14 protein-coding genes are annotated in these 12,884 nt (G+C 72.2%); 5 read left to right on the top strand and 9 right to left on the bottom strand.

The window, feature by feature from the left end:
• Positions 1-25 precede the first annotated feature (25 nt).
• Entirely contained in the window at positions 26-328 is a 303-nt protein-coding gene (locus tag ABZ885_RS15650) for a hypothetical protein (RefSeq protein ID WP_360187973.1), read from the top strand.
• A 95-nt stretch (positions 329-423) separates the two neighbouring features.
• Here the strand turns inward: ABZ885_RS15650 and ABZ885_RS15655 are convergent, their stop codons facing one another.
• The 4 genes from ABZ885_RS15655 to ABZ885_RS15670 all read right to left on the bottom strand — a co-directional run bounded on the left by ABZ885_RS15655 (position 424) and on the right by ABZ885_RS15670 (position 3,328).
• Complete coding sequence (locus ABZ885_RS15655; RefSeq protein ID WP_360187996.1) at positions 424-519, bottom strand: BBE domain-containing protein; 96 nt, start codon at positions 517-519, stop codon at positions 424-426.
• A gap of 201 nt (positions 520-720) precedes the next feature.
• Positions 721-1,659, bottom strand: a complete 939-nt coding sequence (locus tag ABZ885_RS15660; RefSeq protein ID WP_360187975.1) for a sigma-70 family RNA polymerase sigma factor — start codon at positions 1,657-1,659, stop codon at positions 721-723.
• Between the two features lie 10 nt (positions 1,660-1,669).
• Positions 1,670-2,860: an FAD-dependent oxidoreductase gene (locus ABZ885_RS15665; protein ID WP_360187977.1), complete on the bottom strand. Its 1,191-nt coding sequence runs from the start codon at positions 2,858-2,860 to the stop codon at positions 1,670-1,672.
• Positions 2,861-2,989: 129 nt separating this feature from the next.
• Positions 2,990-3,328 carry a TfoX/Sxy family protein gene (locus ABZ885_RS15670; protein ID WP_360187979.1) on the bottom strand — a complete coding sequence of 113 codons (339 nt, stop codon included), beginning with the start codon at positions 3,326-3,328 and terminating at the stop codon, positions 2,990-2,992.
• A 202-nt stretch (positions 3,329-3,530) separates the two neighbouring features.
• On the opposite strand from ABZ885_RS15670, the gene ABZ885_RS15675 reads away from it, so the two are divergent.
• The gene (locus ABZ885_RS15675) at positions 3,531-4,676 is read left to right on the top strand and encodes a beta-propeller fold lactonase family protein (protein ID WP_360187981.1); all 1,146 of its coding nucleotides are present in this window, start codon (positions 3,531-3,533) and stop codon (positions 4,674-4,676) included.
• A 465-nt stretch (positions 4,677-5,141) separates the two neighbouring features.
• Here the strand turns inward: ABZ885_RS15675 and ABZ885_RS15680 are convergent, their stop codons facing one another.
• Complete coding sequence (locus ABZ885_RS15680; protein WP_360187983.1) at positions 5,142-6,530, bottom strand: amino acid permease; 1,389 nt, start codon at positions 6,528-6,530, stop codon at positions 5,142-5,144.
• A 113-nt stretch (positions 6,531-6,643) separates the two neighbouring features.
• A complete protein-coding gene (locus tag ABZ885_RS15685) occupies positions 6,644-6,994 on the bottom strand; it encodes a hypothetical protein (protein ID WP_360187985.1) in 351 nt (116 codons plus the stop codon).
• 414 nt (positions 6,995-7,408) lie between these two features.
• Between ABZ885_RS15685 and ABZ885_RS15690 the strand changes: the two genes are divergently transcribed.
• Entirely contained in the window at positions 7,409-7,804 is a 396-nt protein-coding gene (locus tag ABZ885_RS15690) for a hypothetical protein (protein ID WP_360187987.1), read from the top strand.
• A gap of 161 nt (positions 7,805-7,965) precedes the next feature.
• On the opposite strand, the gene ABZ885_RS15695 is transcribed toward ABZ885_RS15690, so the two are convergent.
• Both ABZ885_RS15695 and ABZ885_RS15700 read right to left on the bottom strand, forming a co-directional pair.
• The gene (locus ABZ885_RS15695; protein WP_360187997.1) at positions 7,966-8,163 is read right to left on the bottom strand and encodes a hypothetical protein; all 198 of its coding nucleotides are present in this window, start codon (positions 8,161-8,163) and stop codon (positions 7,966-7,968) included.
• A gap of 239 nt (positions 8,164-8,402) precedes the next feature.
• Positions 8,403-9,989, bottom strand: a complete 1,587-nt coding sequence (locus ABZ885_RS15700) for an FAD-binding protein (RefSeq protein WP_360187989.1) — start codon at positions 9,987-9,989, stop codon at positions 8,403-8,405.
• 356 nt (positions 9,990-10,345) lie between these two features.
• Here ABZ885_RS15700 and ABZ885_RS15705 point away from each other — a divergent pair, with 356 nt between their 5' ends.
• Positions 10,346-11,026 (top strand): TetR/AcrR family transcriptional regulator C-terminal domain-containing protein, encoded by a 681-nt coding sequence (locus ABZ885_RS15705; protein WP_360187991.1) that lies wholly within the window; start codon positions 10,346-10,348, stop codon positions 11,024-11,026.
• Between the two features lie 84 nt (positions 11,027-11,110).
• On the opposite strand, the gene ABZ885_RS15710 is transcribed toward ABZ885_RS15705, so the two are convergent.
• Positions 11,111-11,689, bottom strand: coding sequence for a TetR family transcriptional regulator C-terminal domain-containing protein (locus tag ABZ885_RS15710; RefSeq protein WP_360187993.1), 579 nt, complete (start codon positions 11,687-11,689; stop codon positions 11,111-11,113).
• A 203-nt stretch (positions 11,690-11,892) separates the two neighbouring features.
• Here ABZ885_RS15710 and ABZ885_RS15715 point away from each other — a divergent pair.
• A partial coding sequence (locus ABZ885_RS15715; protein ID WP_360187995.1) for an FAD-dependent monooxygenase occupies positions 11,893-12,884 on the top strand: 992 nt, incomplete at its 3' end.

Consider the following 12,884-nt stretch of genomic DNA (forward strand, 5'->3'; position numbering starts at 1 on the left):
CCCCGGACTGCAGGAAGCAGATGACGTGCAGAACCGCCACGCGGACTGGGAGACCTGGCTGAGCTGCTACCAGCAGGCCGTCTCCTCCCGTCCCGATCGCATCGAGGAAGAGTGCCCCAACTGCGGAAGCCGCTCCCTGGAGCTGGTCTTCATCGGCCCCCTGGGCCTCGGAGCCGGGGCCGCGAACTTCTGGTGCGGTACCTGCCTCACGGGCATCGTCATCTCCCGGTGCCCCGTCCCTGAAGGCGCACGCTTCATCCCGTCCGATCAGCCGCGGAACGGGAACTCCGGCCGGCCACCGAACTTCGTTCTGGTGGTCCCGGAGTAACCCGCGGTCCCGCACCTCCGGCAGGCGGGGGCACCAGCCCCCGCCTGCCGTTCCCGTTCCCCGGCGGACCACCTCGCGATTCAGGCCATGCCGGGTCAGGACGGCAGGGTGATCGACTGGGCGTGGTGGAAGACGTTCTTGGGGTCCCAGGTCTTCTTGGTCCTCTGCAGGCTCGACGTACACCGGCTCAGCCTCTACGCAGTACGACGCGGAGCGCGCGCTGAAGCCGACCACGCTGCATGTCGGCCACGGCGGACCACTGGACCCGGCCGACTGGGCGGCCGGGGAACAGCACCGGCTGGACAGGCTCGCCGCCCGCGGCCGGCTGCGCACTCGGGCAGAAGTCGGCAGCGCCACGGGGAAGTCGACGAGCAGCAGGCGATGAGCAGTGATCACCATCCGGTGATGGCCGGTGCGTCGGACTGGTGCTGCTGCCAGGCCGCGTTGAGGCGCGTCAGCCGGTCGGCGGCGGCGACGCCGCGCAGGGACGCGACCCGGCCGCCGCTGAGCTCGAACGCCACGGCGCCCACGACCCGGCCCTCGACCACGGCGAGGACGGCCGGGGAGCCGTTGACCAGCGCCATGTGGAAGGCGGGGGAGCCGCCGGCCAGCCGGCGCTTCGCCGGAGTGGGCCTGAAGCCGGCCCGGACGATGGTGGCGACGCGCTCGGGTGTGCGGTACCGCAGCAGCCGCTTCGCCAGTCCGGCGCCGTCCGAGACCATGGTCACGTCGGCGGTGAGCATCGCCACCAGCTGATCGGTGCGTCCCGATGTGGCGGCGGCGAGGAACTCCTCGACGACCCGGCGCGCGGCCGCGCGGTCCACCTCGTCGCCGCCGCGGCGTTCGGCGGCGACCCGGCGCCGGGCCCGGTGGACGTGCTGCTGGCTAGCCGACTCGGTGATGCCGAGGATCCCGGCGATCTCGGCATGGGGGTAGGAGAAGGCCTCGCGCAGGACGTAGGCGGCCCGCTCGACCGGCGAGAGGCGCTCCATGAGGGTCAGGACGGCCAGGGACACCGACTCGCGCTGCTCGAAGGTCTCGGCGGGGCCGAGCATCGGGTCGCCCTCGAGGAGCGGCTCGGGCAGCCAGTCCCCGACCGCGCGCTCGTGGCGCGCCTGCGCCGAGCGGAGCCGGTCGAGGCAGAGGTTGGTGACGACCTTGGTCAGCCACGCCTCCGGCACCTCGATGCGTTCCCGGTCCGCGGCCTGCCAGCGAAGGAACGCGTCCTGCACGGCGTCCTCGGCGTCGGCGGCCGAGCCGAGCAGACGGTACGCGAGCGAGGCCAGCCGGGCCCGGCCGGCCTCGAAGCGATCGATGGCTGCGCTTTCCATGCGGAGCAGCCTATGCGGCGGCCTGCACACCGACCCGGTCCGGCGCGGTGGTCAGGTGGCGCCTGCGCTTCGGCAGGCCGAAGGTCGGGTGGGCGATGCTCCAGGCGGACCCCTTCAGCACGCCCGACTTGAGCCGCGCGGCGATGCGGCCGCCCAGGTACCAGGACTTCGATCGGACGTCCCCGTCCACCATCTGGAAGATGGCGTCCCGCCGCCCCAGGCTGATGTGGTTGCCGTAGTACTTCAGCCCGGCGGTGGGGACCTTACTGTCCGTCAGGCGTGCGATGATCGCGGCGGTCGCCTGCATGTTGGTGAAGCCGGCCGAGGCGCAGGACATCGGCAGCGGCCGGCCGTTGTCGCCGATCGCGTAGGCGCAGTCACCGGCGGCGTAGACGTCGGGGTGCGAGACCGAGCGCATGGTGCGGTCGACGACGATCTGGCCGGTCTCGGCGACCTCCAGGCCGCTGGCGGCGGCGATGGGGTGCACGGCGAACCCGGCCGCCCACACGGTCACGTCGGCCGGGACGGACCCACCGTCGGCGGTGACCGCCCGGGCCGACTCGACGGCCCGGACAGTGGTGTGCTCGTGGACGATGATGCCCAGCCGGTCGAAGGACCGGTGCAGGTGGTGGCGGGCCTTCGGGGAGAGCCAGGCGCCCAGCCCGCCGCGGGCGACGAGCGCGACCGAGAGATCAGGCCGCGACTCGGCCAACTCGGTGGCGGTCTCGATGCCGGTCAGCCCCTCGCCGACGACCAGCACGGTGCCGCCTGCGCCCAGTCGGGCCAGGCGCTCGCGCAGGCGCAGCGCCGAGGACAGGCCGGTCACGTCGAAGGCGTACTCGGCCACGCCGGGGACCCCGTGGTCGGCCACGGAGCTGCCGAGCGCGTAAAGAAGCGTGTCGTACACGAGCTCGTCCTCGCCGTCCTCGCCGGTCACGGCGACGGTGCTGCGCTCGGGGTCGATACCGGTGACACGTGCCAGGCGCAGCCGCACCCCGGTGCCGGCGAAGACGTCGGCGAGCTTGCGGAACGCGACGTCCTGGCCGCTCGCGAGCTGGTGGAGCCGCATCCGCTCGACGAACTCGGGCACGGCGTTGACGACGGTGATCTCGGTGTCGGCGGGCGAGAGCCGTCGGGCCAGGGTTCCGGCCGCGAAGGCCCCGGCGTATCCGGCGCCGAGGACGACGATGCGGTGCTTCATGGCGTTGCTCCTGTCTCGTTCGCGGACCCCTTGAACGAGACGGCGCCCCGATTGCTGACAGGAGCCGGGTGTGACGTGCGTCACCCATCCGGGGCGAGCGACTGAGCCCGAGCCTGTCGCTCGACCGGCTCACTTGGGCGGCAGCCCGGCCGCGAAGGCGAGCCCGCGGTCGATCCACTCCGCGAGGGCACCGTCCTCGGCCAAGGCGCCGGGGGCCACCGTGATCCAGCCGGTCATCGGACGGCCGGTGAAGTCGAACAGCCGGGCGCCGGGCCGGGCCAGGGCTTCCTCGGTGGCGTCGGGCCCGACCCGCACGATGAGTTCGTCGCCGATGACGCCGACCGCGAGATTCCCGTCCAGAAGGAACGACAGGCCGCCGAACATCCGCTTCTCGGTGACAGCGGTCTCCGCCGCTAGTCGGGCGCGGCCAGCGGCTCCGGCGCGGGCCAGGCCAACGGCCGCGCGCACCCCGGCAGGCCGGGATCACTGCCTTCAGCAGTTTCCGACGGAACGTCACATACCTTACAAAAAGGAAGTGTGGCGAGCTCTCTCGCGCCGGTCACCGTCGACGGGGTTCCCGCCACGGCCCTCACCCATGTCGCTCCCACTCCCGGCCATGACGCGCAGGACCTGAATGGGATCGGCCCGGACCTCCAGAAGGCAGAACCTCATGCAGAAGATCACTCGGCTCGCCGTGGCTCTCGCGACCGCGCTCACCGCGGCAGCCGCCGGCGCCCCATCGACCGCAGCGGCATACGGCGGCGGAGGCCACCCGCGCGGCGGAAACCACGCGGTGTTCGTCCAGACCGACAATCCGGCGGGCAATCAGGTCATCGCCTACCGGCGGGCGGACGACGGGCAGCTCACCCCGGCCGGCGCCTATGACACCAACGGCCTCGGCGGCGTCCTGGACGGATCGGTCGTCGACCACCTCGCCTCCCAGGGCTCCCTGACCTATGACCCGCGCCACGCCCTGCTGTATGCGGTGAACGCCGGAAGCGACACCGTGTCCGTCTTCTCCGTGAACGGCGACCGGCTCGCGCTGCGCCAGGTGGTGGGCTCCGGCGGCCGCTTCCCGGTCAGCGTCGCCGTGCACGACGACGTCGTCTACGTGCTCAACGCCCTCGACGGCGGCTCGATCCAGGGCTACACCGTCCGCAACGGACACCTCCGGGCAGAGACCGGCTGGAACCGTCAACTGGGACTCGACCCGAACGCCACGCCCCAGTTCACCAACACCCCCGGGCAGGTCGGCTTCACCGGCGAGGGCTCCCAGCTCGTGGTCACCACCAAGGCGAACGGCAGCAGCCTCCTGGTCTTCGACCTCGACCGCTCCGGCGCCCCCTCCGACACCCCCGTCACGACCAGCCTGCCCGGGGCCGTGCCCTTCGCGTTCGTCCCCAACGGCCGGCACGGCCTGTTCGTGGCCGAGGCCGGCACCAACGCCGTCGCGACGTTCACGATCCACCGCGACGGCACCGCCACGCAGGAGGCTTTCGCGACCACCGGCCAGGCGGCCACCTGCTGGATCGTCGCCGTCCGCGACCTGCTCTACACCTCCAACGCCGGCAGCTCCACCCTCACCGGCCTGCGCACCGCCGACCGCGGCCGCCAACTGACCGTCCTGGGCAACACGCCCACCGACCCCGGCACCGTCGACGCGGCGGTCTCCACGAACGGGCGCTACCTCTACGCCCAGACCGGCCTCAACGGCATCGTCGACGAGTTCGCGATCAACGACGACGGTTCCCTCACCCGGCTCGGCTCCCAGACCGTCCCCGGCGGCGCCGGCGGCGAAGGCATCGTCGCCTTCTGACCACCGCCCACAGCGACCGGCCGGGCCCCGCACTCCGGTGTACACGGCCCGGGCCGGTCGCTGCCCGCGGCCTTTCGCCGTGGCCGACACGGCCGGTCGCGCACAACCGCGGAAGGGCGCGCGAACAGCACGGCACTGGCGATCTCGGCGAGGGCGGTGGTGACGGGCGGCGTCGCGCTGCGGGCGAGGGCCGACGGCCGCTCCCCACACGACAGTTCGCGCCAGCGTGCTGCGGCGCGGACCTGCCGGTCGGCCTCCTCGACCGCGCCCGACGGCGCGTCGCCGCCCCGGACCGCGACGCCCGCCAGGTCGCGGATCGCATCATTTCCGCTGGACGGATCGCATCAGCTGGACGGATCGCATCAGCTCTCGCCAAGCGCCGTGAGAGCTCGTCAAGCAGAGCCAACACACGCCGCCACCGAACGACGACGATGCAGTCACCGGGTCCGGCCCGGTCTGGCGGGCTCAGTCGGCTTCGGCCCGGGTCTCGACGTCCTCGATGCCGCTCGGGCTGCCGGCGCGGATCCACCGGACGTACAGCCCGCCACCGATGGCGAGGGTGGCGACCAAGGAGAGGAGCGGCCAGCCGCGCAGCAGGTTGACGAGCAAGGTGAAGGCCACGGCCGCGGCGGCGACGGCGTTGAGGGCGGCGAGCAGCGGCTTCCGCTCGGTGCGGGCGAAGCGCGCCATGGCGAGCAGGCCGACCAGGAAGCTGACGAACACCGACACCGCGTAGAAGAGAACGAGCTCCTGTTCCTGGCCGGCGGCGGCCAGAATGATCACTGCGGCGGCGCCCAGGTAGACCACGACCGACCAGTACGGGGTGTGGTGCTTGTTGGTGCGGCCGAGGAACGCCGGCAGCACGCCCGGCCGCTCGTCCGTACCCGCCAGAGCCTTGAGCAGACCGGGGCCGGCCTGGAAGGAGGAGCTGGCGGCGGCGAGCAGCAGCAGCGAGCTGGTGAGCTGGAACGCGCCGTACAACCAGCCGGGGCCTGCGGCGGCGTGGGCGATGTCGGCAATCTGGGTGGAGTCGGCGCCGGGCAGGCCGATGTGCAGGTTCACGGCCAGGGCGGTGAGGGCGAGGGTGAGGCCGCCGACGATGACCAGAAGCAGGGCAAGGGTGCCGCGGCCGAAGCGGCGGCGGTGGGTGTCGTCGAGCTGGCCCAGCTGGGCGATCGCGGTGGAGGGTGCCTCGACACCGGTGGCGAGGGCCATCGCGACGGGGAAGGCGAGGACGACGGCGAAGACGGCGGAGCGGCCGGGGTCGGTGTGGGCCGGGGCGCTGCCGGTGCTGTGCGGGTGGGTGAAGCCGAGCACCAGCACGGCGACGGCCGCGAGGACGAACAGGACGGTCATCACGGCGAACAGCAGCCGGCCCCCGTGGCCGAACCAGGTCAGGCCCGCGACGACCACCAGCAGCACCAGGGCCAGCGGAATCCGGATCGGGGCGAGGGCCGGGAGCAGCGCGATCACGGCGCTGGACGCGGCGGCGATGGAGATGCCGATGGTCAGGACGAAGTCCACCACCAGCGCCCCGATCGGCAGGAAGGTCCATCTGGCGCCGAACGCCCGCCCGGCCGCGGCCGCGGCGCCGCCGCCCTTGGGGAAGCGCCGCACCAGCTGCCAGTAGTTCGCGGTGACGAGTACGACCAGGCCGATCACCAGCGACATGGTGGGCAGCAGCAGGCCGAGGTCACCGTGCAGGGCGTGCAGGGCGGCCTCGATCGCGTACGCGACGGAGGAGACCGGGTCGGCGATCACCGCGAAGGCGAACGCGAAGAACAGCACCGAGCGGCGCGGGCCACGCGCCACTGAAGGCGTGGTCGGCGCGGCGGCGGTTCTGGCAACAACCATGGCGGGGAAGCCTTCCGATCGGCGGAGGAACAGACAAATCGCCGACCAGACTTCCCGGCACACCAAGCGTTAACGATACGACAGGAACGCGCATGCGACGCGTCAAGGATTCGTTAAGACCCCGCCGCCGGCCCATCCTCCTCACCGGCGGGCCGCCTGCGAGACAGGCTGCGCTCGAGGTCGCGCAGGTCCTTGATGATCGACCCGCGGACCTTGCGCGCCATGAGCGGCGCGGCCAGGCGGTAGTAGCCGCTCGCGTCGCCCCGGACCCGGATCCGGGCGAGCGTGCCGCCCGGGTGCGGGGCGAAGGAGTACGTGATGTGCATCGGCATGGGGCCTGCGCCCGAGACCATGTCGAGCGGGCGCCCGGGCTCGTGCGCGGCCACCTGGAGCACGTGGTCGATCCTCCCCCAGCCTCCGGCCGGGGGTACCCCCACGCCGAGGAAGTGGGCGGTACGGGTCACCTCTGCACCCACCCCGAACCCGCCGGTCGGTGCTTCCCGGGTGACCTCGGCGGAGCGGATGCCCTGCGTCCACTCGTGATCGTGCCGTCAGTCCATGGCGTACGTGGCCACCTGCTCCACCGGCTGCGGGATCACCCGTCCAGCCGTCTCGTCGAGCGGCATCTCACACCTCCACCTCCATCCTGCGGCCCCGTCCACCTCCTCCGCCCTCACCGAGGACGCAACTCTCCGTGACCGGATCGACCGAGGCCCTCGGCGTGGCGCTCGACTTCCCCGATGCCACTGGGACCCCTCCGCAGTCTCCCGGCATAGGCCCGGACGGCGATCCACGACGACGGGACTCCCGGAACCGCCCATGCGCGGACAGCGCGAGCCTCCGGGAACGTCGGGGCGATCGGTTCTACCGTGCGCTTCATGGGAGAACCTGCGTACTCGACCCGCCTTGAGCGGATCCTCGGCGTTCAGCTTTCGGAAGACGCGGTGCGCCAGTGGCCGCAGAGCGGCGAACTCATCAGGGGGAGGTCACGGATCGCCGATGTGGAGTCCCACTTCGTCGGATTGAGACTCGGGGTGGGGAGGCGGCACGCCTTGGGTAACACTGTCGTCGTCGAGTGGAGCACCGACTACGGCGAGGCCCAGATTTACCGGAACGTCTCCATTGCCGAGCTTGAGAACGGAATGGCGGTCCGGGTGACCGATTACTGGGGCGGGCCGTTCACCCCGCCCGCCTGGCGGAAGACGCTGGCGGAAGGCCTCGAAATGCCCGCAGACGGTACCTGGCCCGCCGCCGACGCCCTCACCCAGGACTGAGCAGCCGGCGTCGCGGTAGCCGCCACAGCCGCAGGGCGGCGATGCGCCGCGGCGGCGCAGGCAGGTCCGCACGGATCCGGACCGGCGCGTTCGGCCACCGTTGTGTCGCCACCCGGGCTGCTCCGCCTCGGCGGGCGGGTTTCGTCTGCGCAGGTCACCGCTTAGGCGAGCGCGAAGTAGCGCAGCCACAGGTAGAGGGCGGAGATGGCGATGGTGACGATCGTGACGGGGATGCCGTAGCGGGCGAAGGTCCAGAAGCTGATGGGCCGGCGGCTGCGTTCGGCGATGCCGAGGACGACGACGTTGGCGGAGGCACCGATGGCGGTGGCGTGCGGCACCGCCCACATGCGGTGCCGCACCCACACCCCTGGCTCCGGCACCGCTGCGCCTCAAGGGTTTCCGAGCGCGTATCCGATCCTGCGGACCCTCAGGCCGGCTACTGCCCGAACAGCTGCCCCCAGCCGATCGCGCCTGAGCATTCATCAGCTCAGGTCAGCAAAAGTCAGCATCAGTCCGAGTGCACCCTCACAAATAGGCGCACACTTCGCCCCGATATCATCCGTTTACCGGATGGTGGTCGTGGCCCTGTGCCCCCGGGTCAGGACGGCAGGGTGATCGACTGGGCGTGGTGGAAGACGTTCTTGTCGTCCCACGTCTTCTTGGTCCTCTGCAGGCGGCTGTAGTTCTGCTTGTAGTACAGCCGGGGGTAGGCGGGGTTCGCCTGGCCGACGATGCCGAGGTCGGTGTCGGGGTAGTTGACGTAGGCGCCGTCCGTGTCGGTGTCGATCTCCGGGATGCCGTGGGTGGCCTGGTACACGTCCCGGTAGATGCCGCGCAGGTAGTCGAGGTGGAGGGAGTCCTTGGCCGGGTCGGTCCAGTAGGTCTGGTACTGGAGCTTCATGATCGAGTCGCGCTGCGGGATGGCGGCCTCGGCGGGCTTGTGCGCGTTGATCCGGCAGCCGTAGGAGTCGACCTGGACGAGGGTCTGGCTGAAGTCGTCGTCCGGGTCGGGCTTGGTCAGCCACTCCCAGAAGGCGTCGATGTGCCGGGCGGTGAAGGGCGTGCGGTGGTACGCCGACTTGTACTTCCCGCGCTGGTTGTCGCCGGAGCCGTTGAGCGTCATGGTGGCCTGGAACCACGGCATCTGGCGGCGCTTGTCCGGGTACGGCAGGAACAGGCCGCCCGCGCTGTAGGTCTGCATCGTGGCCTTGGTCTTCATCCCCTCCTCCATCGCGGCCAGGAAACTGTCCAGCGGGGCGGGATCGTCCTCGTCCCACTGGCTGAGCAGGACGACGTTCCCGTTCGACCGGTGGGTGAGCTTGAGGATGGAGAACAGCCCCCGGTAGACCGTTTCGTCCTTTCCGCTGTGCGCGGCGAAGAAGGAGCCGAAGTTCGTCACCAGCCGGCGGAAATCCTCCGGCTCCTTGATCAGGTCGTCCCACGCCCAGGCGACACTGCTCAGCCAGACCCGCGGCGGCGGCTCGGGGATGTCGTGGCGGAAGTGGTAGCGCAGCACGACGCCGAAGTTCCCCCCGCCGCCTCCGGTGTGCGCCCAGAAGAGGTCCTGCTCCGGCGAGCCCTTCGGGTCGTCCCGGTGGGCCCTGGTGACCTCCACCGCGCCGCCGCGGACCGTGACCACGTCGACCTGCACCAGGTGGTCGACCGTCAGGCCGTTCCGCCGGGAGAGCAGCCCGTACCCGCCGCCGCAGATGTGCCCGCCTGCTCCGACCGAGTAGCACGAGCCGGCAGGGATCGTGACGCCGTACTTGCGGAACAGGGTGGTGTAGACGTCCCAGTTGGTGGCGCCGCCCTCCACGCAGTAGGTGGAGGCACCGAATTTGTCCGTCGCCGTCCGGACGCCGCGCATGGTGCTGAGGTCGAGGATGACGCCCTTGTCGTTGTCGACGAAGCCCTCGTAGCAGTGCCCGCCGCCCCGGATCGTCGGCCGCCGGCCCTGGTCGAGCGCCGTCCTCAGCCCCGCCACCGCGTCGGACTCGTTCCCGACCAGCCGGATGTAGGCCGGCGTACTGCCGAACCGCTGGTTGAAGCCCTGACTGAGCGTCTGGTAGCGCGGATCGCGCGGGAACACCGCCTGCCCTTCGGACACCTCGATCCCTCCCGGCCCGGCGGCCGCGGCACCGCCGGACAGGCCGAGGGAGGCGGCGGACACCCCTGCGGCGGCCATTCCGGCGGTACCCAGAAATCCACGCCGGGAGAATTCTTGACGCATGGACAGGACCCACTTTCCCCGACTTTGAGAAGCTGGCAGCCGCACGCTAGCACGCACGTTTACCCAGGGGAATCCCTGTACGAATTAATGTGACTGTACGTCCTTTTCGGGAAATCCTCGCCAGGCTTATTCGAACCGCACGGCCGGCGGCTCCGGTTGATGCTCCGCCACCGGCCGCGCGTCCCCCGGCCGGGCGGCCGCCGATCGGCGGGCCGGCCGTCGGCTATGATTTTCTTGCACTGCAAGAGCCAGCGGTCCGCAGTCCGGAAGGCACGGAGCCGGAGGGCGCGGAGAGTACGGAGGCACACGTCATGGCGAGCGGACGCGGACGCCCGAGGACGGGACTGACGAGGGAGAAGGTCATCGACGCGGCCCTGGCCTTCGTCGACGAGCACGGGCTCGCCGCCCTCTCCAACCGCAAGCTCGGCGCAGCCCTCGGCGTCGAGGGCATGACGCTCTACTACTACGTGCCCAGCAAGGCGGCCCTGCTCGACGGCATGGTGGAACGGCTGCTGGAGCTGTCGGCCGGGGACCTCTTCACCGACCCCGCGGGGCGGCCGTGGACGGCGGTGATCGGCGACTTCGCCGTCGCCCTGCGGCGGATCCTGCTGGAGCACCCGGCAATGCTCACCGTCCTCGCCACCCGCCCGGTCGCCACCCCGGCGGCGCTGGGCCTGCTGGAGCGCGGGCTCACCACCCTGCGCGACGCCGGCGTGCCTCTCGCCGACGCGCTGGACGTGCTCAACACCGTGGTCACCTTCACCCTCGGCCACACCCTCGCCGAGGCCGGCGAGACCCCGCACCACGAGGGCACCGAGCCCGACCCGGAGCAGTTCCGCTCCCTGGATCCGGAGGTGTTCCCGCAGCTGGCGCAGGCCTTCGCCACCGGCGCCGGCCTGGACTCGGAGCAGCGCTTCCACCGCACCCTCCGCATCCTGCTCGCGGGCTTCGCCGCGGAGATCGCCCCCGGCACGGGCGCCGCCGAGGGGTAGCGGCTGCAGCCGGGATCGCGACCGGGCGGCAGCAGCCGGGGCCCCGCCAAGCAGGTGTAGCAGGGGTCGCGACCGGGCGGCAGCTCAGCCGACGGCCCCGCCGGAGGGGCGCAGTGCTGCGGCGACGAGCCCCTCGATCTCGTCCGCCCGCACACTCCCGCCGCCGACCAGCCGGTCGAATACCAGGCCGTCCACGCAGGCCAGCAGCGTGGTGGTGCGTTCGTCCGGGTCCGCCACGCCCTGGCCGGCGATGAACGCACGGACGGCGGCGCGGCCCGCGTTCTCGCGCGGGACGAGGATCTCGTGCAGCTCGGGGTCGCGCACGCTCTCCACCGCGCAGGCGTAGCGCGCCAGTGACCGGCGCCGCCCCTCGCCGGTGAGCCGGCGGTCCGTCAGCAGGGCGATGCCCGCGGCGAGTTCGGCGGCCGAGCGGACCGCCACCTGCTCGCCCATGACCTGCAGCTCGCCCTGGTCCAGCTCGACCAGACGGCGGACGAGTGCGGTGAGCAGCGCCTGCCGGGTCCGCAGGTACGCGGAGGTGGTGCCCACGGGCAGCCCGGCCGCCGCGTCCACCGCGCGGTGGGTCAGTCCGCGCACGCCCGCGTCGGCCAGGACGCCGATCGCCGCGTCCGCCAGCAGCGTGCGCCGGTCGGCCCCGCGCACCTCCGGCCCGCGTACGTCCGGCCCGTGCCCGTGCCTGTGCCCGCGCCCGGCCGCCTGGCGCCCAGCCGTCCGGCGCCCGTCCGGCCGCTCCTGTTCGTCAGTCGCCGCTTCCCGCATCCCCCCTTTCTACACCCGTAGTAAGGGGGCAGTACGCTTCTTCTACAGCTGTAGAAGCCAGGGCGACGACAGAGGAGGGGCCGGGCATGAGCGGCAACAGCGCGATGGTGGTCGGGGGCGGCATCGGCGGACTGGCCGCCGCGATCGGGCTCCGGCTCGCCGGGTGGGACGTCACGGTGGTCGAGCGGGCCCCCGTCCTGGACGACGCCGGCGCCGGCATCTCGCTGGCCGCCAACGGTCTGCGGGCGCTCGCCGCCCTGGGGGTCGGTGACGCGGTGGAGGCCGCCTCACGCCGCCAGTACACCGGCGGCACCCGCACGCCGGACGGCCGACGACTGGCCCGGATGGACGGCGCAGCGCTCGAACGCGAGCTGGGGGCACCGATCATCGGCATCCCGCGGGCCACCCTGCACCGGATCCTGCGCACGGCGCTGCCGGCCGGATCGCTGGTCATCGGTGCCGAGGTGACGGCGGTGGACACCACGCAGCCGGCCCGCGTCCGAGTCGAGTACGGCGACGACGCCACCATGGTGGACGCCGACCTGGTGGTGGCCGCCGACGGGATCGGCAGCCGGCTGCGCCGCCGGCTCTTCCCCGGCCACCCCGGTCCGGTCCACAGCGGCTCGACGGTGCTGCGGGCGATCACCGAGCACCCGGTCGAGGGGCTGACCGCCGACTTCGAGCTCACCTGGGGACACGGCGCGGAGTTCGGCCACATCGCCTTTCCGGACGGCCGGGCCGAGTGGCACGCGGTGCTCAACGCCCCGGCCGGGGTGCGCTACCCGGACCCGCTGGCCGAGATGCGCCGCCGCTTCGGCGGCTGGCACGAGCCGGTCCCGGCCCTGCTGGCCGCGACCCGCCCGGACGCGGTGCTGCACCACGACATCGGCGAGCTGGCCACCCCGCTCCCCTCCTACACGGTAGGCCGGGTCGTCCTGCTCGGCGACGCCGCGCACGCCATGACCCCGCACCTCGGCCAGGGCGCGTGCCAGGCACTGGAGGACGCGGTGACCCTGGCCGCGGCGCTCGCCACCGGGCCGACCGTCGAGGCGGCGCTCGCCCGGTACGACGCGGCGCG

It is taken from the genome of Kitasatospora sp. NPDC047058 (assembly GCF_040643935.1).
Taxonomy (GTDB): Bacteria; Actinomycetota; Actinomycetes; order Streptomycetales; family Streptomycetaceae; genus Kitasatospora.

Coding starts and splice junctions, on each gene's coding strand:
- ABZ885_RS15660 (WP_360187975.1), bottom strand. CDS start 1,659: ATGGAAAGCGCAGCCATCGATCGCTTCGAGGCCGGCCGGGCCCGGCTG.
- ABZ885_RS15665 (WP_360187977.1), bottom strand. CDS start 2,860: ATGAAGCACCGCATCGTCGTCCTCGGCGCCGGATACGCCGGGGCCTTC.
- ABZ885_RS15675 (WP_360187981.1), top strand. CDS start 3,531: ATGCAGAAGATCACTCGGCTCGCCGTGGCTCTCGCGACCGCGCTCACC.
- ABZ885_RS15680 (WP_360187983.1), bottom strand. CDS start 6,530: ATGGTTGTTGCCAGAACCGCCGCCGCGCCGACCACGCCTTCAGTGGCG.
- ABZ885_RS15690 (WP_360187987.1), top strand. CDS start 7,409: ATGGGAGAACCTGCGTACTCGACCCGCCTTGAGCGGATCCTCGGCGTT.
- ABZ885_RS15700 (WP_360187989.1), bottom strand. CDS start 9,989: ATGGCCGCCGCAGGGGTGTCCGCCGCCTCCCTCGGCCTGTCCGGCGGT.
- ABZ885_RS15705 (WP_360187991.1), top strand. CDS start 10,346: ATGGCGAGCGGACGCGGACGCCCGAGGACGGGACTGACGAGGGAGAAG.